We start from the raw sequence: 21,045 nt of genomic DNA on the forward strand, positions 1-21,045 counted from the left end.
GTCCAAACGAGGCGCGCGTGCGGTGTCACTTCGAGGTACGTGCCGAAAAACTCCATCGTCGAATCTTCGTGGCGAAACACCAAACGATACTGCCCCCCAACGCGAACATCCATTTCGCAGGAAAGGAGGGTCTGTCCATACGATTTTGGTACCCACCACCTCCTGAATAGTTCTGCCTGGGTCCACGCCTCGAACACGAGGCGCGCAGGCGCGTTGACGGTGCGCGTGACGACGAGTTCGCGCTCGGACTTCCGCTCCACCCCCGTGCCGTTCTTCGTGGGGGCGGCCTCACTTTCTCTTCTTACGTCCATTTGCTTTCTGTTTTAATTCCTCGACAACAATGTCCAACTCTTCGAAGCGGGCGGCCCAGAGCTGGCGATACCTCTCGATCCATGCCGCCTCTTCTTCCAGTCCGCGCAGCCCGAGCTTGCAGGTCCGCACGCGCCCGACCTTCTCTGTGCTGACGAGCCCCGCCTGCTCTAAGACGCCTACATGTTTCTTCATGCCCGTGAGGGTCATGTGGAACCTCTCGGCAAGGGCTGTGATCGAAGCGTCCGCACGCCCGAGTTGCTCCAGAACGCCGCGGCGGGTGGCGTCCGAGAGCGCGCCGAACGAGGCATCGAAGCGGGCTTGGCCATACTGAACCATACGGTTCAGTATACAGCATGGGTGACGGCGTGCAATGGGAAGCTGAGCGCCCGCTGCGTTGCCCGGGGATCCACCTACACTCACGATCAACGGCGTAGCGTTTTCCGGAGAGGGCAAACCAGTTCGAAAGGCCACTGGCTACGAACAGGAAAGGCTGAAGCCGCGCTATCCCACATCGGGTTCGCGGGCTGCGCGCGCCGAGCTTCCGACGCCCATTGGAGCGTATCGGTGACCCACAGATTTCTGCGACGAGGCCTTATTTGAGTAAGGATCGGCAACCTTCACTTGATAAACCTCGGAAACTATTGAATAGGTGCTTGGTGCGAACGATGATACCCGACGTTGAATAATAACGATGAGTGGCTCGCCATCTTCAAAGCGGTCACCGCCTTGGACACTGCGATTGAAACGTTGGTCGACCGGGACCGTAGCCGCCTTGAAAATTCGCGACAAATCGTGTCCGGAACATGGTGACGTCTTGGAACATATAGAATAAGCCCATGCCACTAGCGCCGCTACGCGCAATCTTGATTGCCAGCGCGTTCCTACCAACTATGACTTTTGCCGCCAACTACCAGGCCCAGACTTCCCAGCAGGACGGGATCGATATCGTCCGGCTCACCGACACCGCGCACCATACAGAGGTGCTCATCGTACCTTCATTCGGCAACAATGCCTACTCGATGAAGGTCAACGGGCACGAGATTCTGTACCTGCCCGCCCGCTCGCTCACCGACTGGAAGGCGAAACCGGATTTCGGCGGGGTGCCGTTTCTGTGGCCCTGGGCGAACCGGGTCGACGGGATGGCTTACTGGGCGAATGGCAAGAAGTACTTGCTGAACCCCGATCTGGGTAACCTGAGGTACGATCCGAACCAACTGCCGATCCACGGCCTGCTCGCGTATTCCGACCTATGGCACGCGAGCGATATCAAGGCCGATGCGCATAGCGCTCACGTCACCAGCCAACTTGATTTCTGGAAGTATCCGGACCTGATGGCGCAATTTCCGTTCCCGCATACTCTGCGGGTGACTTACCGGCTGCATGATGGCATTCTCGACGTGACCACGAATATCCAGAATGCGGGTATGTCGCCGATGCCCGTGGCTCTGGGATTCCATCCTTACTTCCAGTTAGACGACTCGCCGCGCGACCAATGGACGGCGCACTTAGCCGCACACCAGCATCTAGTGCTGAATGATAAGCTGATCCCGACGGGCGAGATGAAGCCGATGGACTTACCCGATCCTTATCCGCTGGCCGGACATCAGCTCGACGATGGTTTTACGGACTTAGTCAAAGACAGCACGGGTAACGTCGATTTCTGGGTACACGGGAAAAACCAGCAGATTACCGTGCGCTATGGGCCCAAGTTCCCGGTGGCTGTGGCGTACGCGCCACCGGGCAAGAGTTTCATCTGTTTTGAGCCTATGGCTTCATTGACGGATGGTTATAATCTGGCGCATGACGGAAAGTGGAACGGCCTGCAAAGTATTCCGCCGGGCGCGACTTGGGAAGAGACGTTTCAGATCCGCCCGTCCGGGTTCTGAGGTCTGTCGCCGCCCGTCCCCGAACGGTCAGCCGGTAAGACGGCGGCCGTTCGGGACGTTTGGGAATCCTCTCCAGATAGCCCAGGCTACACAGCTCGTGTAAGATGCGCCGTGTGGCGTGGTCCGTGCCCGCCCATGACTTAAGAATTCGGACTGTCTGTAAGATACGCCGGTCTTGTTCGCTCATAGCGTCCTAGTGACTGGGTATCGGGATAGCCGGGAACGCGGGCGTGTCGGGGCCGTCTGCCGGGAAAAATGCCAGGCAGGAGAAGCTTTCGCCCAATGGGTCTTGTGTCGAGAGTTCCGATACTCCGGCGATGATTCCCCTGTTGTTCTTGACCGGCCAGGCGACGACGCTGTTGGTTCCGCCGAGTGTGCCGAGGTCAATCTTGAAGCCGTTGGTCCATACTGTGGCGTGGAAGCCGGGGTTGTCCGCCAGGTTAGCGGAGCCCATGGCCCCATCGCGGTTGTTGATCGTGTTGGCGATGCTTGAGGTTCCCCCGGGTGTACCGAGGCTCATTACTTGATAAGTAGTCGTTTTGTCCTGGGCGGTGAGCCGAACGGAACTTAGCGACAAGGGGAATAGAGCCATGGCGGTCGAAAGTGAAAGCGAGTGTTTCATAAGTTCTCCTGATTGGCTTGAAGCAAGAACCGGAGCGCCGGTTCGTCTGTGCCATCAAGATATTTCGTTCCACGGGACAATGTTGGACGTTTGCGGACGTGTCTGTCGGGCACTCGTGGGGTAGCGTGGTCCGAAAACGTCCAACAGGCCGGCTGCCGCGGGGCTATCATATGTCGCGAGGTGAATGAAGCTCGATCTGCAAGTGTGCTCCCGGGCTCGACTGTCGCGGGATCCGCGATTCGACGGCAAGTTCTTTATCGGCGTGCGGGGAAGCCGAGTCTACTGCCGCTCGATTTGTCCGGCGCCGACAGCGAAAGAGGAGAACTGCCGCTATTTCGCGACGGCGGCAGCAGCCGCGGAGGCAGGCTATCGCCCTTGCCTGCGTTGTCGACCGGAGTGTTCTCCCGGAACTCCAGCTTGGCTTGGTACTTCAAACACGGTGTCGCGCGCTCTGCGTCTAATCAGCGAGAGCGGGTTGGAGGACGGCGGAGTCGAAGGGCTCGCGGATCGTTTGGGAGTAGGGTCGCGGCATCTTCGCCGGCTGTTTCTGCAGCATCTCGGGGCTACGCCGATTGCTGTGGCGCAAACACGGCGGCTACACTTCGCAAAGAAGCTGATCGATGAAACAAGTCTGCCGATGAACCAGATTGCTGTTGCCTCCGGTTTCGGCTGTGTGAGGCGGTTTAACGCGGGTATCTTACAGGCGTTTCATCGGACGCCCACTCAAATCCGGCATCTGGCCCGGCAGAAGACGTTGGAACCGGAGAACCAATATGTGTTCCGCCTCCAGTTCCGTCCGCCCTATAACTGGAAAGGTATGCTGGACTTCCTGGAAGCGCGCGCTACGCCCGGGGTTGAGGCCGTGGAACTTGGTATGTACCGGCGTTCGATCGCCTGGGAAGGTTCCTACGGTTTTATGGAAGTTTCGCACGATGACGACCATGATGCACTGAATGTACGAGTACAGTTCGGTAACCCGCGCGCTTTGTTCTTTATCATTGAGCGCATCCGCGCCATGTTCGACCTGAATGCGGATTGGGGAGCTATGCTGCGCACCCTGAATGCAGACGCTGAGTTAGCCGGACGTATTGAGTCGAATCCGGGACTGCGAGTTCCAGGCTGCTGGAACGGTTTCGAGCTTGCTGTGCGGGCGATTCTTGGACAACAGATTACCGTTCGCGGAGCAACGACTTTGGCCGGGAGACTCGTGGATAAGTTTGGGCAGCGTATCTGCGGATTGGGTAGTCTAACTCATCTCTTTCCACCCCCCGACGTTCTTGTCGAGGCCAAATTAGAAACGATCGGTCTGCCAAGCGCGCGGGCGGAGACGATCCGGAAGTTTGCGCGTGCGGCAGCCTGCGGGCAGGTGCGCTTCGACGGCATCGTCGACTTTGAAGCTTTCCGAAATTGCTTATGCGAGATCCCGGGTATTGGGGCTTGGACAGCTAACTATGTCGCGATGAGGGCCCTCGGCGAGCCGGATGCCTTCCCGTCCACCGATATCGGTCTGATGCGCGCGATGCGAATGCGTAGCGCGCGAGAGCTCGAACGCCGCGCGGAGGTTTGGCGTCCGTGGCGGGCTTACGCCGCCATGTACTTGTGGAGCATGGGGCCGAGTTCAGTCAGTAAACAGCGCGTGATAGATCAGGTGAGTAGCGGTATCCAGCCAGCGGTTTAGCTCCGGTTTCCGCATAAGTGCGGCTTGGGCTAGAAGGCTCCAGAAGAATTGGTCCATGACTCGCGCGAGGGTTCTGATATCGACTTCGGTTCGTGCGCCCGGCATCCTTTGTAGCAGATCGAACAACTTAGTAAGTCGCGCCGTGGTCCACTGTTGGATTTCTCGCTGCTTTTGCGCTAGCTCCGTATCGGAGAGTACCGCTTCCTGCCAGGCCCGGTAAGCTCCGAGATAGTGAAGATCGTGAGCGAACGCACTAGATAGAAGCGTGTGCAGCATCGTGCGCGGGTCGGGTGCGGTTTGAGGCTGAAGACCGAGTCCGCTTAGCTTGTCTAACAGTTCATCCATGAGAGCGATCACCAGCTGCCTTTTTGAGCGGAAGTGCTGGTAAAAGCTACCTACCGCGAGACCGGCTTCCTCGGCCATGTGGGGATGGGCTATCTCTCATGGACTCTCGCAGTTGTGATCGCGGGCGGGCGCAGATCGGCAATTCCTTTCGTGGCGAGCTTTGTGATGGTGTCTTGGGATTTATCCATGGAGCCTGTCTGGGCAACCGTTGTGCATGCCTGGAAGTGGCTCGATGGCGGTCCGTACTTTGGCGTGCCGCTTTCGAACTTCACGGGTTGGTTTCTTACGGTCTGGTTGATTTATCAGCTGTTCGCGCTGTTTCTGGGGCGAGGATCGAGTACGATCAACGCGCAGCCAATAGGTTACTGGCGGGAAGCCATCGCGTTCTACGCAGTTTCCGCTGCCCCACGCGGGACAGACGGTAGTCTCCGACGCGACCGGCGCCCAATGGCAAGTGGCGAGCATCACAGCGGCCACAGCACTGGTTTCTATCTTCACCATGGGCGCTTTCGCCTTGTCCGCATGGCTCAGGACGGACGAAACCGTGAGATTTCATCCGTAAATCACGCACCCTCGATCCATGAGATCTCTCTTCCTACTCGGTCTAGCCTTGATGGCGCTCGGTTCGCTCGGTCACGCAAATGCGCAAACGCGTCGTAAGAGCGGTCATATTACGAAGTACTATCGCAGCGGATCGCATGGCCGACGCAATGCCACGCAATCGCCTAAACACAAGGACAACAACTACAGTCAGCACGGATGGTACTAACCCGATCGAATCCTTCGCCTAATTCGGGAATTTGAAGCTTCAACGCCATCGCCTCAATTGCCTGCGCGGGAACGATTCGTTGGCGCGCGGCATTGCGGCGGAGACATTCTTCCAGCGGAGTATCGAAGAATAGAGCCTCGATTTCGCAGCCATACCATTCAGCGATGCGCAGGTACGGTTTCCGTTCCGCTCGCGTCAGATGAGTGGCGTCCATGTAAGTTACCGGACGACCAATCGCCAGCCGCTGCCGGAGTAGGTAGCGCGCCGTGAGGAAGACGCGCGCGTGGATCTCCTGGTTCGTCGGATCGTCAGCCAGAATACCGCGGATCGTGTCTGTCGAGATCGGTACAATTCCGCGCTCCGCAAGCCACGTTGACTTACCGGAGCCCGGCAATCCGACTAAGACGACGATCCGCTGTTGCGGCACGTGAGTTACTGCTGGGAGCTATTGAAGCGTGTAGCGCTCGTTCTCGAGAATACGGCGCGCGATGCGGCGGCGCGCAGCTATCGCATCCACCGGTTCGTACTTATTGAAGCGGCGCAGGACGGCCATATTCGTCTTGAGCGAATCGCCATCGGAAGCGGCCGCGATAACCTCTCGAGCCGTCACATCGATATGGGCCATCGATTCGCGAAGCAGCACGGCACACATATCGTATGCAGCCGATCCGGGCTTCGCTCTCAGCTTCTCGGTCCGCAGCAAAGTGGATTCCATCGCATACACGTCATTGATGACGTCCGCCAGCGCATAGAGAATCTCCTGCTCCTTCTCAAGCTCGGTCATGTACTTCTGGAAGGATAAGCCCATCAGCAGGAGCGCGATCTTCTTGGCGTTCGCGACTAACTTCTTCTCCTCGGCCCAGGGCTTTTCGGCGTCATCGGAATCCGAGAAAGACGGTCCGCTGAGGATCTCTTCCATCACCGCCTGAGCCGCCTTGACCAATCCAAGCTGACCCTTCATGGCGCGCTTCAGTAACATGCCGGTGGTCAGCAGGCGATTGATTTCGTTCGTACCTTCGAAGATCCGGTTGATGCGCGAATCGCGATACGCGCGCTCGACCGCATACTCGGCGCTGTACCCGTTGCCGCCGTGGATCTGGACGCCTTCGTCAACCACATAATCGAGCATCTCGGACGCGTAGACCTTGACGATGGAACACTCGGCGGCGAACTCTTCGATGGCTTTCATCTCGCGCCGTGCGGCGTCGGGCTGCTCCCAGGAGAAGTCATCGAGCAGCGCTTCGATAGCCCCGACAGTACGGTACACCATCGAATCCGTCGCATAGATCTTGATCGCCATTTCGGCGAGCTTGTGCTGGATAACTCCGAACTCACTGATCGTTGTACCGAACGCGCGCCGCTCCTTGGCGTACTTCGCGCTGATCGCCAGAACCTTCTTCGCGCCGCCAACCGCGAAAGGACCCAGCTTTAAGCGGCCAACATTCAAGATGTTAAAGGCGATGATGTGCCCGCGGCCCTTTTCGCCGAGTAAGTTCCCGGCCGGAACCGGAACGTTGTCCAGATAGATCGCGCAAGTGGATGAACCCTTGATCCCCATCTTCTTTTCTTCGTGGCCGTGAGAAACTCCCGGGAAAGTCGCTTCGACCAGGAACGCCGAGAAATTCTCCTTACCATCGGGATCGATGATCTTCGCGAAGACGGTATATAAGTCAGCCTTGGCGCCATTCGTGATCCACATCTTCTGGCCATTGAGAATATACTGCGTGCCGTCTTCGCTCAACTTCGCCGTCGTTTTGGAAGCGAGCGCGTCGGAACCGGCCTGTGGTTCGGTCAGGCAATAAGCCGCGACGAACTCGCCGGTGGATAACTTAGTCAGATACTTCTGCTTCTGCGCTTCGGTGCCGAATAATAGCAGCGGGTGCGTGCCAATCCCTTCGTGGGCGCCGTGCCACGCGGCATACGAACCATCGCCGGCGATCGCCTCCGCCACCACCATCGCACTCGCCAGATCGAGTTCCATCCCGCCGAACTTCTCGGGAGTATTAATCGCCAGCAGGCCAAGCTCACCCGATTTCTTCAGAGCCGCTACGGCCAGATCGTGATTGCCATGCTGAATCTCCTCCACATTCGGTTCCACTTCGCGCCGGAAGAAATCCTGCGCCGTGCGGGCGATCGAGTGATGCTCGGAGGTTAGATCTTCCGGCGTGAATACTTCAGCCGCGCTGCGCTCTTCGATGAGGAATGAGCCGCCGACCGTTTTCGGATAAGTGCTGTTTAGTGTTGCTGTAGCCATTTCGATTGCCTGCCTAATTCAGATTTTCCAAAATACCCGCGGCGCCCTGACCGCCGCCGACACACATGGTAACTAATCCATACTTACTCTTACGGCGCTCCATCTCGCGAAGGATGGTCGCCGTCAGTTTCGCTCCCGTGCAGCCGAGGGGATGACCGAGCGCGATCGCTCCGCCGTTCGGATTGACTTTCTTCGGATCAAGCCCCGCTTCCTGAATCACGGAAAGCGATTGGACCGCGAAAGCTTCGTTCAACTCAATTACATCAATGTCATCGAGCTTCAGCCCGGCCAGCGCCAAAGCTTTCGGAATCGCTACCACAGGACCAATCCCCATTACTTCGGGTGGAACGCCGCCCGTGGCGAAACTAACAAACCGAGCTTTCGGTTTCAACCCTAACTCCTTCGCGCGCTTCGCAGATAATACGAGCGCAACCGCCGCGCCATCGCTGGTTTGCGAGGAGTTACCGGCCGTAACCGTGCCATTCTGCTTGAACACAGCTTTCAGTTTCGCCAAAGCTTCGACCGAAGTATCCGCACGCGGTCCTTCATCTTTGGCTAGTGTGCTCGACCTTGTCTGCGGCTTAGTGCCGTTCATCGTCGTCGTCTCATAGGTCACCGGAACCAATTCATCTTCGAAATTCCCGCTGGCCTGCGCCGCGAGCGCCTTCTGATGACTCTGGTACGCGAACTCATCCGAGGCTTCACGCGAAACACCATAGCGTGACTGCAGCCGTTCGGCGGTGAGGCCCATGTTCAAGTAGACCTCCGGACGGTGTTCGACAAACCACGGATTCGGCGATAGCTTGTTTCCGCCCATCGGAATCAGACTCATCGATTCCGTACCGCCGGCCAGCATGATATGCGCGCCGCCGGAACGGATACGATCGGCCGCCATGGCGATCGATTGCAGACCCGACGAGCAGTAGCGATTGATGGTCACGCCGGTGACGGAGTCCGGCAGCCCCGCGCGGAGCGCGACATTGCGCGCGATATTATTGCCGGCTTCCGCTTCCGGCATGGCGCAACCAAGGATCAGATCCTCGATTTCGTCTTTCGGTATCTGCGGGTACTTCTCCAGTAGAGCTTGGATTACGGTCGCCGCCAGATCGTCCGGGCGAACGTGTTTGAGAGAGCCTTTCGGCGCCTTACCTACCGGCGTCCGGAGACAATCGATGATAACTGCTTCTTCCATTGTTTTGATCCTGACTGACTCACTTACTTAGTTACGCAGGGGCTTGCCCGTTTTCAGCATGTGCGAAATGCGTTGCTGGGTTTCACGGCGGCCGCACAGGCTCAGGAAAGCTTCCCTCTCCAAATCCAATAGATATTGTTCCGACACCAGCGTTTCGCCGCTAGCTTTGCCGCCGCTTAGTACGTACGCCAGTTTATCGCCGACCACCGCGTCGTAGTCCGAGATATAGTCGCCCTGCCGCATCATATAGAGACCGGTCTTGAGCAGCGCATACGTATCGTCGCCGCCGACTTTGATGTCGGTCCGCGGCGCGCCGGGAGCATAAGTCGGAGCGAGCGATAACGCCAACGTCTTGGCATCGCCGATCAACCGCTCGGGATTCATCGAAATCTGGTCGCCATCGCGAAGCAAGCCCATCTCGCGCGCTTCGGCCGCACTGGTCGATACCTTCGCCATTCCAACCATCTCGAAAGCCTTACGCGGTTCAATGCCCCGCGCGATTAGCTCTTTACAACCGCCGCCCGCCGGAATCACGCCAACGCCAACCTCGACGAGTCCCATGTACGCCTCCGCAGAGGCCTGCACTCGCGCGCCATGCAACGCCACTTCGCAGCCGCCGCCGAACGTATATCCGAACGGCGCGACAACAACGGGCTTGGGCGCATACTTGATTGCCATGCTGCCCTTCTGAAAGCGCGAAATCGCAAGGTTCAACTCATCCCATTCGCCTTCCTGCGCGGCCAACAAGACCAGCATCAGGTTAGCGCCCACCGAGAAATTCTCGCCCTGATTGCCGATCACCATCGCCACAAAATTCTTCTCGGTCTCGGCGATTCCCTGCTGGATCATCGAGATGATGTCGTCACCCAGCGCGTTCATCTTGGAATGAAACTCGCAGAGCAGGACGCCGTCCCCGATATCGACTAGCGACGCACCGGCGTTCTTCTTCACGACGCCGCGGGCGCGCCTGGTATCCGCAATAGATGTGATGCCGGGGCGATCCTCCAGGACTCGAAAGCCGCCGCCCATTAAGTCGAAATAGCAGTTACGCGGTTGTCCATTCTCATCCGCGGCCTTGTAGAAAGACCCGGCGCCGGAGGAAAGCATCTTCTGAACCAGCGGCGGTAGTTCGATACCTTCGTTTTCAATGCGCTTCGCTGTCGGTACGAAGCCGAGCGCGTCCCATAACTCGAAAGGTCCGAGGGTATTGGCGTAGCCCCACCGCATCGCGCGATCGATCTCCACAACGCGATCCGAAATCTCCGGGATCATGGCCGCTGAGTAAATCATGGTGTCGCGGAACATCTTCCACAAGAACGACCCCGCGCGGTCCGGCAGAGCGACTAATAGCTGCAGGCGAGCCTTGAGATCCTCCTGCATCTTTGCGCCTTCGATACTCGGGAACCTCGGCTTCGAGGGCGGACGGTACTCTCCGGTCTTCCAATCGATTGCCCAGAACTCGCGCTTGCCGTCGGTATCAACCTTCTTATAGAGTCCCTGCCCGGTCTTATCGCCGATCCACTTACGCTCAATCAGGGTTTGCAGGAATGGCTGCATCAGGAAGCGGTCGCGCCACGGGTCGTTCGGGACGCCTTCGTATAAGTTGCGCGACACATGCGCCCAGATATCGAGACCCACGATGTCGAGTAGGCGATAACTTCCCGATCGCGGCAGTCCGATGAGAGTACCGGTAAGCGCGTCGACTTCCTCGATCGTGTAGTCGTCCTCGACCGTCAGTTTCTGGACTGTGCCGCCGACGAAACTGCCAATACGATTCCCGATGAAGTTGGGCGTGTCCTTACAATCGACCACGCCCTTGCCGAGCCGGCGGTCGCCGAACTCGCGCAGATAGGAGAGGATCTCCGGTTGCGTCCCCGGGCCCGGAATCAGCTCGAGAAGATGCAGATAACGCGGCGGATTAAAGAAGTGCGTACCGCAGAAATGCTGCCGCATCTCATCGCTGAAACTTTCGGCAATGGAATGGAGCGGGATGCCGCTGGTGTTCGTGCTGACGATAGTGCCCGGTTTACGCACGGCTTCGACGCGCGACCAGAGCGAGCGCTTGATGCCGAGGTCTTCGGTAACGGCTTCGATAACCCAATCGCAATCCTTGATCTTCGGGAGATCGTCGTCGAAGTTTCCCGGCGTAACCAGGCCGGCGAGAGAGTCTTTGAAAAACGCGGCGGGCTTTGCTTTCAGCGCGGTTTGCAACCCGTTTTGCGCGGCAGCGTTGCGGTCCGGTTTACCGGGAAGAACAATGTCAAAAAGGTAAGCGGGAATACCGGCGTTGGCAAAGTGCGCAGCAATGCGCGCCCCCATCGTGCCAGCTCCGAGGACGGCGACGCGGCGAATCGTTTTCATGCGGAAGAGTTGTGGATTGGTTCTCGATTTGAGTTTAGCTTACGAGGCTAGCCCCGCAATCCAATGAAAAGCCGCCGCGCTCGCGCCAGACCGATGCCAAGTCGGGCGCGTGAGCTGCCGGCTTGAACCCATGCGGCAGTTCGATGTTGTCATTGAGCTTCCCCCACTGACCGGCTGCCACACACACGGAAGATCGCTGGACGTTCCGGCTCCTTCGAAAATGACCCCCAACAGGGTCACCGCGGCTGTCAGCGGCGGACCCTCCCTTTCGGTCGGGCTCGGAGTGAGGCTGTACGGCTCCGTTTTCATCTTTGGTTGTGAACCGACGGGTCATGCCGAACTCTGTAAAGTACTGAAGCTACCAATCGGTATTAGGGGGTTCCTCGGCCGGTAAGTTGGCGGATTAAGTCGACCTCATGCTGACGATAGGGTGTATCGTCCTGGCGGAACACTTCGTGGAACCAGATCGTCGGTTGCGAAATCGTGTACGGGCGCTGCCAGGAGTCCCAGGGGTAGTAAGTCTGTGTCTTACCCGCAACCAGGCCCCAGTTAATCGCCGCAACGTTATACTTCCGGGCGATCGGCAGGTTCGTGTCGAAGGTACTGCCCGCCCCGCGCGCCATATATTCGGTGCAGATGATTGGCCGGTGGTAGGGCTGCAGGGATCGGATGGCCGCCTCAAACTCTTCCGGCCAGCCGTACTGATGGAAGGAGATAACATCGGATTCGGCGAGCTGGATCTTAGTCGTCTGGCTTTCCTTAGCCGGGTCGGTCCAGTTTCCAGTCCAAACGCCGCTGGTTAGGGGCTGCGAGGGATGTACCGAGCGCGCCCAGGCAAATGCCTTCGGCAGTAGCTCGTCGACGCGCTGGACCTTCGCGGGTAAGTCAGCTTCGACGTCGCCGCCTTTGTTATCGGGTTCGTTCCAGATATCCCATCCGAGGATCCGGTCGTCATTCGCGAAAGCGCCGATAACTCCCTTCACATAAGCTTCCAGTTCCGGCTCGTCAGCGCGATTCAGGAGGCGCTCCTTGCCCGGACTCTGCACCCATCCCGAGTTATGGACGCCGGGGATGGGCGGGTGCTGCGGACCTAAGTGCGGATTCGTTTCCCAACAAGAGTCAAACAAGACCAGTAAGGGCTTGATATGATGCCGGGCCGCGATGGACAGGAACGTGTCGAGGCGTTTCGTGAATCCTTGAGAGTCCTGATGCCAGAGCTGGTCCTGAAGAAACACCCGCATGGTATTCATGCCGATGCTTTCGCCCATGCCGAGTTCTTTGTCGTTGAGAGCGGGATTGAACGTGGCGGCCTGAAACATCTCCAGCTGGTTGATGGCGTCCGAGGGGATGAAGTTCGCGCCGACGAGCCACGGCTGCTGCGCGTACCAGTTATTGGCGCGCTGCTCGGTCCAGCGCTGTGGGTTTTGCGCGGAGGCAACGGCGTTCGTCAGGAGAGCGAGGCTGCTCACCAAGGCAGCGGTAAGTGCGATTCGAAGCTTCATGGGATGATGCCCACGATATAACACGATCGATGAACCTGGCAAAACCTTGCGCGCGACGGCTGGCGGAAGAAACAACGTACGGGGCCGGCTGGCAAGCGGACACAATCCGAAGCGCTGATAGAAGGCAACTCCGCGATCGTCTTTGGCATCTACCAGGAGCGTAAAAGCCGCGGCTTCCGCCTTGAGGGCTCTAAGGGCGGCATCGGCTAAAAGTGCCGCACCGAGGCCGCGCCCTTGAAACCTCTGGTTCACGGCGAGCCGCCCGATTCGGACGGCAGGAACCGTTGGGTAGCGCGGCAGACGCGCTCTCGACGGCCACCAAGCAATTGTCGATGCGGCGCCGAATGTCTTGACCGACACGGAGCCACTTTCGTTCCAAAATGAAACACCGGCTCACGAAATTAGGCAGAATTGTGCACTTTTCAGTCGATTTGAGTTGTGCACAGCTACGTTGCGGGGCCCTACGGCTCCGAATTTGTTCGGAACGAAGCCAGATTCGGGCTCCGGCGGTCGCGCGTTTCGAGGTTGGTCGATGTCCTGTTGTTTAGCCCTCAACGGCTTCGGTCCCATTGTACGGGCACTTTTGCGGGCGATTCGGGATGCGCCTCAGGTTGGTGCGCGCAATCAAGGGCTTGCGGGCGAAAGTTGAGCGCGCCGTTCTGTGATTGAAATTCTAACAACGGAAACAGGCGTTCGCGTGTCGTGAAAAACCCAGTCGTGAAAACCCAGGCGCCGCTTCGCTTTCCAGGAACGCTCTCGACGGCAGAACATTGCGCCCTCCGCACACCCGTATCCCTGGAAAGCCGGATTGGCGCGCCTCTCGGATTGATAGCAAACTACTTGGGCGCAGGCGAGCGGCGTGCATCCTCAGTGCATATGGCCCCCAAACCACAGGCAACTTCGCTCGCCCTCCACATCCTCGCGATCGTGCTGTTGATTCTCTGGAGCCTGCCTTCGCCAAGAACGCCGCCCCCGGATACAACGCCGGTACACCTGATCGCGCCGCGGTTCGAACGCGGACCGTCGGGCGGAGGCAGCGCCATTGGGCCGAGAGCTGTTCCCAAAGGCGTCCGGCCGCAGCCGCAGCGGGTCTTCGTTCCGCCGACCACGCGCGTCGACTCGATCCCGAAACTCATGATCGCCGCCTCCATCGACCCGCCGCCCCAGCTTGCGCCGCAGTCAGGCGCGATCGGACTGCCGGATGGAGTGGATAATCCGGCGGGCGGTTCGGGCGGGCTCGTCGGACTCGGCGGAAACGGAGCCGGGGGGTCTTACGGCGACGGAGAGGGCGATCGCGGCAGCGGGGTCTTTTCGGGTAAGGGCATCGTCGCTCCGGTGCCGATCCGCAAACCCGAGCCCGAGTATTCGGACAGCGCACGGCGCGCGCGGATCAACGGGGGCGTGCTGGTCTACGCCGTGATCGGCGTCGATGGCGTGCCGCGCCAGCTGCGGGTCGTTCGCGGGATCGGGTTCGGGCTGGATGAGAAAGCACTCGAAGCCGTCTCGCGCTGGTTCTTTAAGCCGGGCACCAAAGACGGGCGCGCCGTTCCCGTAGCGGCGACGATTGAGGTGAACTTCCGGCTGCTTTGATGAAGTTCTTATGACCAGTAAGGCGTGGCTTTCTTATAGAGGGGCTTCGTGCTGGGCGGTTCTTGACGAATCTGGCTGCCCTTAACACTGCGACAGCAACAAAAGAACAGCTTTTCGTACGCAGAGCCTTTCAATGCCTCAAAGAGATCGTTCAGGTACGCGTTGGGCGCGTCGCTAATCCAGCCGCCAACACCCGCCGGCAGCATGATAAGGTCCGTATTTTCGTTGCCCCTGGCTGACCCCCATTCTTTGACGAATATCGCCGTCTGATTCTCATTCCAGGCGGATAGCCAGTAATTCCAGCACATTGAGCCTTTACCCAGAATCGAGGTCGCCTGCTTCTTCGGAAGATCCCTACCGACCTCGCCGTCGGGGAACCGAATCCGATCGCGGTAATGCAGGATTTGATGAATTTCGACTGTATACAGCGGGTCAGCGTGAAAGACATAGAAGTGCACCATCGCCGGGGAAGGCGCACTGGTGAACCCGAAATTTTCATACGAGCCGTGGCAGACAACATACGCGCCGGTGTGCGCGCTTCCGTAGTTGAAATGACGGATGAACTTGCCAACTTCGTCCTCAGGCATAGATCGAGAATCCTTTTTTACAGAAACTTCAGGTAATTCTACACCCGTTTCGCCGGTTGAACAGGCATTTTGCCGCCGGATGATTTCGCGTGCGCTTTGACGAACTTCGCGTTTACGCTTTGATGAACTTCATGGACACCGAATTCATGCAGTAGCGCAAGCCGGTGGGCGGCGGACCGTCGTCGAACAAGTGCCCCAGATGCGCATCGCACTGCGTACACTTGACTTCGGTGCGCACCATCCCGAGACTGCGATCGGTGTTTTGTTGGACATTCTTGCGGTCGAGCGGAGCCCAGAAACTCGGCCATCCGGTGCCGGATTCGAACTTGGTGTCGGAGCTGAACAATGCGTTGGCGCAACACACGCAGCGGTAGATGCCCTTCTCGTGATTGTTCCAATAGCGTCCGGTGAAGGCCTGCTCGGTGCCGGCTTTGCGAGCCACCTCGAACTCCTCGGGCGAGAGCTTCTTCTTCCATTCCTCGTCGCTGAGGACAACTTTGTCCACCTTTACGGCACCTTCCTTCTTACCGGAATCGCTAAAGCGCACGATCGTGACCTGGCCGGCGGAGACACTGGCGCGCGCGATGGCGGCGCCCGCGACGCCACAAAACGCCGCGCAGAACGTTCGTCTGTTTACCATGATGTCTTTGGATTCTCCAACCACAATTGTAGTTCCGAAAACTTGGAAGCTTTCGACCGGGGCGTGCGTCATAGTTCGTAGATGGCGTTTCCGATCGCGACAGCCACCCTAGTTCCGGCGGATTTCGAGATGCTCGAAGGCTGCCGGCGCGGCGAAGCGGAAGCGTTCCGGCTGCTTTTCGAAACGTACAAGGACCGCGTGTATTCATTTGCGCTGCGCTTCTTGGGCGACGAATCGCGCGCGGCCGACTTGACCCAGGATGTCTTCGTGAAGCTGTATGACCGCATTGCGGAGTTCCGCGGCGACGCGCGCTTTGAGACGTGGCTGTATCGCATCGTGGCGAACGCCTGCATCGACGACCAGCGCCGCCGCAAGAAGTGGCTTCCGTGGCTGAACCAGGAGCCGCCGGCGCATGTGGGCCGGTCGAACAGCGGCGACGACCGGCTGGTGAGGCGCGAAACCGAAGGCGCCGTCCAGCAGGCGATCGGTAAGCTGTCGCCCGCGCTCCGCGCACCGATTCTGCTGCGCTATGTCGAGGGGCTTTCTTATGAGGAAATCGGCGAGACTCTTTCGCTTTCGCCCGGCACGGTGGCGTCGCGGCTGAGCCGAGCGCACCGGCTGTTGGCCCGGAAGTTGGAAAAGTTCAAAGGGATGGCAGTATGAACGAACAAGACGTGAAAGACCTGTTGACGCGCGAATTAAAGCCCGTGCGGGCGCCGGAAGACTTGTGGGGGCGCATCGAAGCGTCGCGTTCTCGGCCCGCGGCGGTTCGTCCGAAGTGGCGCTTGTGGGCGATTCCGGCGTTGGCGCTGGCGGCATGCGCGTGTTTTGCGATTTATCACGTCCATGCGAACCGGCCCACTTCGGCCACGGGGCAGGGTTTCGTCGTACCGGCTACGGCTTCGATCGAGAACGCGCCGGTGTATGAGATTTCGCAGGCACGCACGACCGTGATCGGGGGCGAGCCGGTGCGCCATCTTGTGTTTACGCCGGAGGATCGGAGCGAGGCGATTTCGCTGTTCATTTCCGCGTCGAAGGTGACGCTCCCGTCCGACGGGCGAGTGGAGCCGATGCGGACGGTGCAGTTTCCCTGCTCGAAGCAGATGTGTACGATCGTGTGCCGCAAGTGCAGCGCGAAAGTGGTGGACATGCTCAGCGCGCAGCTCGCGGTAGAGACTCCGAATTATCAGTAGCGGCAGGCGGGACTGGCAGCCGGTGGCGGTCCGCTTCCTTACGGGCGCGGCTCTGTAACTCGTCGAGTCTACTGAGTTCGGCATGACCCGTCGCAAGGGGACCGTACGGCCCCGCTCCGAGCCCGACCGAAAGGGAGGGTCCTCCGCTGTCAGCCGTGTATGTTGGGGGTCATTTTCGAGGGTGTTTCAGCGATGGGCTGTTAGTCCGGAAAGCTTGACGCGTAGCGCTTCCAAGACTTCCGCGGCTGGTTGTGTGCCTCCAGCCCTTACGCCCTCGTAGGCTTCCAACACACAGATACCGGGATGCTCCGTCAACCCGAGCCTCCCGCTCCATTTCCGTAACTCGATTTATGCCGGGAATCGCCAGTAAATTAGCCGCAAAAAACATTTCCTTCTTCCCGCGTTGTTTTGCTATTCTGAAGATGCTCTGGCCATCAATTAACCGCGCGTCACAGGATGGAGATCGAAAACGTCTCTCTCTCACGCGAGGAAATGGAATACCGCCGGCTTCAGGCTGCAAACGAGCTGGCTAACGGATCGTCACAATCACGGGTCGCGCGCAAGTTCGGCGTCAGCCGGACCACCACGTCGCGATGGCAGCGCGCCCTCCAAGGTAAAGGCGTCGAAGCGCTGCGCCGGCGCCGCGCCACCGGGCGTCCGAGCCGTTTGACCATCGATCAGAAACGGGAGATTACCGCGATCCACGCCGAAGGCGCTCGATCGTTCGGCTTCCCCGACGATCGCTGGACCACGGCGAGACTGGCGGATGCCATCGAGAAGCGCTTCGGCATCAAGTACGACCAGGACCACGTGGGCCGCCTGATGCATGCGCTCGGCCTGCGGAAGCCGAAGTTCCACTACATCTTCCAGATGTCGAACCACCAGGGCTCACAGCCACAGCCGCGCGTTCAAGGCGAAGCACTCCCGGCAGCTTAATAGCCGGTCTCGCGATACTCGCCGAACACAGCCCTCAGCTCGTCGGAAATTTCGCCGACCGTGGCGTAGTTTTCGGCCGCGCTGAGGATGTGCGGCATCAGGTTGGAGCCATCGCTCGCCGCCTGACCCAGGCGAGCCAGTGCTGAAGATGCCGCGGCATGATCGCGCGTCGCCTTGACCCTACCGACGCTCTCGATCTGCGCGCGTTCGAGTTCAGGATCGAGCCGGAAGGTCGGAATCGGCTTCTCTTCTTTCTCGCGGAACTTGTTCACGCCGACAACCACGCGCTGGCCGGATTCGATCTCGCGCTGGTATTCATAAGCCGCGTTCTGAATCTCGTTCTGAATCCAGCCGGATTCGATCGCTTTCAACGTCCCGCCAAGCGCGTCGATCTCTTTCAGATAGGCGGTCGCATCGCGTTCGATCTCCGACGTCAGGCGTTCGATCGTCTCGCTACCGCCCAGCGGATCGGCCGTATTGGCGACGCCGGTTTCGTACCCGATAATCTGCTGCGTACGCAAAGCGAGCCGCGCAGATTCTTCCGTCGGCAAAGACAACGCTTCATCGCGCGCGTTGGTATGCAGTGACTGCGCGCCGCCAAGCACCGCGGCCATGGCTTGCAGCGAGGTTCGAACGACATTCACATCCGGCTGCTGCGCGGTCAGTGTCGAGCCCGCCGTTTGCGCGTGAAACCGAAGCATCATGGAGCGCGGATTCTGGGCGCCGAAGCGGTCGCGCATCAGGTGCGCGTAGAGCCGCCGCGCCGCGCGAAATTTGGCGATCTCCTCCAGGAAATCGTTATGGCTGTTGAAGAAGAACGAAAGGCGCGGCGCGAAGTCGTCGATCTGAAGTCCGGCTGCCAGCGCCGCTTCAATGTAGGCGATCGCGTTGGCCAGCGTGAACGCAACTTCCTGAACCGCGCTCGATCCCGCCTCGCGGATGTGATAGCCGCTGACCGAAATCGTATTCCACTCCGGAACTTCCGCGGCCGCCCAAGCGAACAGATCGGTGATGATGCGCATCGCCGGGCGCGGTGGATAGATATACGTGCCGCGTGCGATGTATTCCTTCAGGATGTCGTTCTGGATCGTGCCGGAAAGCTTGCGCGAATCGACGCCCTGACGCCGGGCCGTCAGTACATACAAGGCCAGAAGAATCGCCGCGGTCGAATTGATGGTCATCGATGTCGACACGCGGTCAAGAGGGATGCCGCGGAAGAGCGTTTCCATATCGGCGAGCGACGAAATCGCTACGCCAACACGGCCGACCTCGCCGGCGGCCAGCGGATGATCGGCGTCCATTCCCATCTGCGTCGGCAGATCGAAGGCAACCGACAAGCCCATGGTGCCTTGCTCGAGCAGATAACGATACCGGCGGTTGCTCTCCTCCGCGGTTCCGAATCCCGCATATTGCCGCATGGTCCAAAGCTTGCCCCGGTACATGTCGGGGTACACACCACGGGTAAAAGGAAACACCCCGGGCCGCTCGAAGGGATGCGAGCTCACGAGCGTGAAATGCGGCGCGCTTTACGGAAAGACAGGAATCCGTAAAACGTCATTACGAGGCAGACAATCGATCCAAACACGAGCTTGATCAGGTCCGCCGGGTCGCCGTGCAGGTCCATCGCGGCGCGCACTGCGGAAAAGCCAAAACCGGCGGCGAATACAAAGAAAACAAACCCAATCACCTCGTTCCACAGGGTGCGCGCCGGCCGCACGGTGGCGGGGACCACATGGCGGGTAAACAGAATCGAGTTCTTCACCGACTCGCGAATCAGGTCGCGTCTAGCCACGCCATCATCGTACCAATTGGAACTGCATAGGCCCGAGTAGATATACGGTTTTCTGGAACTTTGCCGATTGAAAAATTGGAAGGCGCGGCTTAACCCGGGCGAGTTGACGATACAATCGGGGAAATAGATTACGGGCTTCGGCGGAGATTTGGAACTCCTGGAGGTTCGAGTGCATCTGAAAAACCGAGGCAGCCCAAACGCGGAAAGGGGCACTACGTGGAAGACAGCTTGAAACAGTTGATGCACGACCTGGGAAATGCGATTAACGACTCGCTTTCCGAGTCGGATCGTATAGCCGAAGCCATCGGTGAGATTCGCAAAACCGGCTTCGACGTGTTTCTGGTTCTGGAAGCGACCATCGGATTTAACCGTCGTGACGACTCCGATTCGTCTGTTTCCGCGGACCCGGATAATGAGAGAAGAGTCTCGGCCGGCAAGATCAAGTTCACAAGTCAAGACGAACGCTTCCTCAAAGCGCTCAAGATCTCGGTTGAACAGTAGCAGCCTTGGTAGAAACCGCTCTGGTGACCGTCGCGGCTCACTACATAGTTAGAAAAGCGTCTCATACACCCCCAAGGTTGCGGCGCAAGCTCGATCCCAGGAGAACTCTGCCGCTCTCCTATGGCCTGCGGTAATCATCCCTTCCCGTAACTGTTCGCCAGCCGCTAACTGCTTCAAGCCCTCCGCCATTTCATCGACTGATAAGGGATCCACCAGCAGAGCCGCATCCGCGGCAACTTCGCGCACCGCCGATCCATCAGCCGCCAGAACAGGAACTCCGGCCGACATCGCTTCCAGCACAGGCATGCCGAAGCCCTCGTCCAGCGATGGAAACGCGAATACCGAGGCGCGTGCATACCAGCGCGCGAGTTCTGTAGAAGTCACATAGCCGGTCATTTGAATCCGGTCTTTACACGAAGACCCGTTGACCGCGTCGAGCACCTCTTCGGATCCATATCCCGACGACCCCGCCAGCACCAGGCGCCAGTCCTTCGGCAGCGCGGCAAACGCGTGGACCAGGCGCACCAGGTTCTTTCGCTTCTGAATCGCGCCGACGTGCAGAACAATCTTCTCCCGCGTCGCTTCAACGGGCGGCAGCGCGCGGATTCCATGCGGGATTACCGTGATCCGTGCGCGCGGAACCGGCAACAGTCCGGCAACCTGATCCGCCGTGAACTGCGATACCGCGATGATCCGGTCGGCTGTCCTGGCGGCATGTTGCGCCTGCGCGGCGAACCGCGCGCGAAACTCGGGTGTACTGTACTCCGCAGTCATTACGAACAGATCATGGAACGTAACCACTTGCCGCGCGAACGGGGTTTCCGGCAGGCGCTGATTGAATCCATGAAAGAGCCGGCGGGGCCGCCATGCCGCCCGATCGAACAA

Annotated in this window: 22 protein-coding genes; 8 read left to right on the forward strand and 14 right to left on the reverse strand. The window is 59.1% G+C overall.

The genetic code is table 11. The annotated features are described in order from the left end of the window. On the reverse strand, positions 1–311 hold a 311-nt coding region (locus H1Y01_RS11085), incomplete at its 3' end, for an SRPBCC domain-containing protein (protein WP_180540585.1). Further along, positions 289–648: an ArsR/SmtB family transcription factor gene (locus tag H1Y01_RS11090; RefSeq protein WP_180540586.1), complete on the reverse strand. Its 360-nt coding sequence runs from the start codon at positions 646–648 to the stop codon at positions 289–291. The genes H1Y01_RS11085 and H1Y01_RS11090, both read right to left, overlap by 23 nt. A gap of 500 nt (positions 649–1,148) precedes the next feature. On the opposite strand from H1Y01_RS11090, the gene H1Y01_RS11095 reads away from it, so the two are divergent. Continuing rightward, on the forward strand, positions 1,149–2,198 hold the full coding sequence (locus tag H1Y01_RS11095; protein ID WP_180540587.1) for an aldose 1-epimerase: 1,050 nt from the start codon (positions 1,149–1,151) through the stop codon (positions 2,196–2,198). A gap of 193 nt (positions 2,199–2,391) precedes the next feature. Here H1Y01_RS11095 and H1Y01_RS11100 read toward each other — a convergent pair whose 3' ends face one another. Continuing rightward, complete coding sequence (locus tag H1Y01_RS11100) at positions 2,392–2,820, reverse strand: hypothetical protein (protein WP_180540588.1); 429 nt, start codon at positions 2,818–2,820, stop codon at positions 2,392–2,394. 184 nt (positions 2,821–3,004) lie between these two features. Here H1Y01_RS11100 and H1Y01_RS11105 point away from each other — a divergent pair, with 184 nt between their 5' ends. Then, positions 3,005–4,498: a DNA-3-methyladenine glycosylase 2 family protein gene (locus H1Y01_RS11105; RefSeq protein ID WP_180540589.1), complete on the forward strand. Its 1,494-nt coding sequence runs from the start codon at positions 3,005–3,007 to the stop codon at positions 4,496–4,498. Here the strand turns inward: H1Y01_RS11105 and H1Y01_RS11110 are convergent. Further along, on the reverse strand, positions 4,439–4,921 hold the full coding sequence (locus H1Y01_RS11110; protein ID WP_180540590.1) for a TetR/AcrR family transcriptional regulator: 483 nt from the start codon (positions 4,919–4,921) through the stop codon (positions 4,439–4,441). The genes H1Y01_RS11105 and H1Y01_RS11110 overlap by 60 nt on opposite strands. 6 nt (positions 4,922–4,927) lie before the next feature. On the opposite strand from H1Y01_RS11110, the gene H1Y01_RS20045 reads away from it, so the two are divergent. Then, entirely contained in the window at positions 4,928–5,503 is a 576-nt protein-coding gene (locus tag H1Y01_RS20045) for a carotenoid biosynthesis protein (protein WP_180540591.1), read from the forward strand. A 65-nt stretch (positions 5,504–5,568) separates the two neighbouring features. On the opposite strand, the gene H1Y01_RS11120 is transcribed toward H1Y01_RS20045, so the two are convergent. From H1Y01_RS11120 to H1Y01_RS11140, 5 genes are all read right to left on the reverse strand, one after another. Next, positions 5,569–6,039: an AAA family ATPase gene (locus tag H1Y01_RS11120; protein ID WP_180540592.1), complete on the reverse strand. Its 471-nt coding sequence runs from the start codon at positions 6,037–6,039 to the stop codon at positions 5,569–5,571. 18 nt (positions 6,040–6,057) lie between these two features. After that, the gene (locus tag H1Y01_RS11125) at positions 6,058–7,866 is read right to left on the reverse strand and encodes an acyl-CoA dehydrogenase family protein (protein ID WP_180540593.1); all 1,809 of its coding nucleotides are present in this window, start codon (positions 7,864–7,866) and stop codon (positions 6,058–6,060) included. 13 nt (positions 7,867–7,879) lie between these two features. Next, a complete protein-coding gene (locus H1Y01_RS11130) occupies positions 7,880–9,058 on the reverse strand; it encodes an acetyl-CoA C-acyltransferase (RefSeq protein WP_180540594.1) in 1,179 nt (392 codons plus the stop codon). A gap of 27 nt (positions 9,059–9,085) precedes the next feature. Then, the gene (locus tag H1Y01_RS11135) at positions 9,086–11,419 is read right to left on the reverse strand and encodes a 3-hydroxyacyl-CoA dehydrogenase/enoyl-CoA hydratase family protein (RefSeq protein ID WP_180540595.1); all 2,334 of its coding nucleotides are present in this window, start codon (positions 11,417–11,419) and stop codon (positions 9,086–9,088) included. A 371-nt stretch (positions 11,420–11,790) separates the two neighbouring features. After that, entirely contained in the window at positions 11,791–13,281 is a 1,491-nt protein-coding gene (locus H1Y01_RS11140) for a GNAT family N-acetyltransferase (RefSeq protein ID WP_180540596.1), read from the reverse strand. Positions 13,282–13,797: 516 nt separating this feature from the next. On the opposite strand from H1Y01_RS11140, the gene H1Y01_RS11145 reads away from it, so the two are divergent. Then, complete coding sequence (locus tag H1Y01_RS11145; protein WP_180540597.1) at positions 13,798–14,511, forward strand: energy transducer TonB; 714 nt, start codon at positions 13,798–13,800, stop codon at positions 14,509–14,511. Between the two features lie 8 nt (positions 14,512–14,519). Here H1Y01_RS11145 and H1Y01_RS11150 read toward each other — a convergent pair whose 3' ends face one another. Beyond that, entirely contained in the window at positions 14,520–15,098 is a 579-nt protein-coding gene (locus tag H1Y01_RS11150; protein ID WP_180540598.1) for a putative adhesin, read from the reverse strand. Positions 15,099–15,210: 112 nt separating this feature from the next. Then, positions 15,211–15,738, reverse strand: coding sequence for a peptide-methionine (R)-S-oxide reductase MsrB (msrB, locus tag H1Y01_RS11155; protein WP_180540599.1), 528 nt, complete (start codon positions 15,736–15,738; stop codon positions 15,211–15,213). Positions 15,739–15,819: 81 nt separating this feature from the next. On the opposite strand from msrB, the gene H1Y01_RS11160 reads away from it, so the two are divergent. The 3 genes from H1Y01_RS11160 (at position 15,820) to H1Y01_RS11170 (ending at position 17,867) form a co-directional block, all read left to right on the forward strand. Beyond that, the gene (locus H1Y01_RS11160) at positions 15,820–16,401 is read left to right on the forward strand and encodes an RNA polymerase sigma factor (RefSeq protein WP_180540600.1); all 582 of its coding nucleotides are present in this window, start codon (positions 15,820–15,822) and stop codon (positions 16,399–16,401) included. Continuing rightward, the gene (locus tag H1Y01_RS11165) at positions 16,398–16,931 is read left to right on the forward strand and encodes a hypothetical protein (protein ID WP_180540601.1); all 534 of its coding nucleotides are present in this window, start codon (positions 16,398–16,400) and stop codon (positions 16,929–16,931) included. The genes H1Y01_RS11160 and H1Y01_RS11165 overlap by 4 nt, the downstream gene beginning before the upstream one ends. 492 nt (positions 16,932–17,423) lie before the next feature. Further along, the gene (locus tag H1Y01_RS11170; protein WP_180540602.1) at positions 17,424–17,867 is read left to right on the forward strand and encodes a helix-turn-helix domain-containing protein; all 444 of its coding nucleotides are present in this window, start codon (positions 17,424–17,426) and stop codon (positions 17,865–17,867) included. Here H1Y01_RS11170 and H1Y01_RS11175 read toward each other — a convergent pair. Then, a complete protein-coding gene (locus H1Y01_RS11175) occupies positions 17,864–19,309 on the reverse strand; it encodes a methylmalonyl-CoA mutase family protein (RefSeq protein ID WP_180540606.1) in 1,446 nt (481 codons plus the stop codon). The two genes, H1Y01_RS11170 and H1Y01_RS11175, sit on opposite strands and share 4 nt — an antisense overlap. Positions 19,310–19,368: 59 nt before the next feature. Beyond that, positions 19,369–19,659 carry a hypothetical protein gene (locus H1Y01_RS11180; RefSeq protein ID WP_180540603.1) on the reverse strand — a complete coding sequence of 97 codons (291 nt, stop codon included), beginning with the start codon at positions 19,657–19,659 and terminating at the stop codon, positions 19,369–19,371. A 216-nt stretch (positions 19,660–19,875) separates the two neighbouring features. On the opposite strand from H1Y01_RS11180, the gene H1Y01_RS11185 reads away from it, so the two are divergent. Next, complete coding sequence (locus H1Y01_RS11185) at positions 19,876–20,160, forward strand: hypothetical protein (RefSeq protein ID WP_219341461.1); 285 nt, start codon at positions 19,876–19,878, stop codon at positions 20,158–20,160. A gap of 48 nt (positions 20,161–20,208) precedes the next feature. Here the strand turns inward: H1Y01_RS11185 and H1Y01_RS11190 are convergent. Beyond that, positions 20,209–21,045 (reverse strand): glycosyltransferase family 4 protein (locus H1Y01_RS11190; RefSeq protein WP_180540605.1); only part of this gene is annotated, 837 nt, incomplete at its 5' end.

The organism is Nevskia soli (assembly GCF_903970205.1).
Taxonomy (GTDB): Bacteria; Acidobacteriota; Terriglobia; order Bryobacterales; family Bryobacteraceae; genus Bog-113.

Excerpts from the sequence above, each read along its gene's own strand:
- H1Y01_RS11090 (WP_180540586.1), bottom strand. The coding sequence starts at position 648 with ATGGTTCAGTATGGCCAAGCCCGCTTCGATGCCTCGTTCGGCGCGCTC.
- H1Y01_RS11095 (WP_180540587.1), top strand. The coding sequence starts at position 1,149 with ATGCCACTAGCGCCGCTACGCGCAATCTTGATTGCCAGCGCGTTCCTA.
- H1Y01_RS11100 (WP_180540588.1), bottom strand. The coding sequence starts at position 2,820 with ATGAAACACTCGCTTTCACTTTCGACCGCCATGGCTCTATTCCCCTTG.
- H1Y01_RS11105 (WP_180540589.1), top strand. The coding sequence starts at position 3,005 with ATGAAGCTCGATCTGCAAGTGTGCTCCCGGGCTCGACTGTCGCGGGAT.
- H1Y01_RS11110 (WP_180540590.1), bottom strand. The coding sequence starts at position 4,921 with ATGGCCGAGGAAGCCGGTCTCGCGGTAGGTAGCTTTTACCAGCACTTC.
- H1Y01_RS20045 (WP_180540591.1), top strand. The coding sequence starts at position 4,928 with ATGGGCTATCTCTCATGGACTCTCGCAGTTGTGATCGCGGGCGGGCGC.
- H1Y01_RS11125 (WP_180540593.1), bottom strand. The coding sequence starts at position 7,866 with ATGGCTACAGCAACACTAAACAGCACTTATCCGAAAACGGTCGGCGGC.
- H1Y01_RS11130 (WP_180540594.1), bottom strand. The coding sequence starts at position 9,058 with ATGGAAGAAGCAGTTATCATCGATTGTCTCCGGACGCCGGTAGGTAAG.
- H1Y01_RS11135 (WP_180540595.1), bottom strand. The coding sequence starts at position 11,419 with ATGAAAACGATTCGCCGCGTCGCCGTCCTCGGAGCTGGCACGATGGGG.
- H1Y01_RS11145 (WP_180540597.1), top strand. The coding sequence starts at position 13,798 with ATGGCCCCCAAACCACAGGCAACTTCGCTCGCCCTCCACATCCTCGCG.
- H1Y01_RS11150 (WP_180540598.1), bottom strand. The coding sequence starts at position 15,098 with ATGCCTGAGGACGAAGTTGGCAAGTTCATCCGTCATTTCAACTACGGA.
- msrB (WP_180540599.1), bottom strand. The coding sequence starts at position 15,738 with ATGGTAAACAGACGAACGTTCTGCGCGGCGTTTTGTGGCGTCGCGGGC.
- H1Y01_RS11160 (WP_180540600.1), top strand. The coding sequence starts at position 15,820 with ATGGCGTTTCCGATCGCGACAGCCACCCTAGTTCCGGCGGATTTCGAG.
- H1Y01_RS11165 (WP_180540601.1), top strand. The coding sequence starts at position 16,398 with ATGAACGAACAAGACGTGAAAGACCTGTTGACGCGCGAATTAAAGCCC.
- H1Y01_RS11170 (WP_180540602.1), top strand. The coding sequence starts at position 17,424 with ATGGAATACCGCCGGCTTCAGGCTGCAAACGAGCTGGCTAACGGATCG.
- H1Y01_RS11175 (WP_180540606.1), bottom strand. The coding sequence starts at position 19,309 with ATGTACCGGGGCAAGCTTTGGACCATGCGGCAATATGCGGGATTCGGA.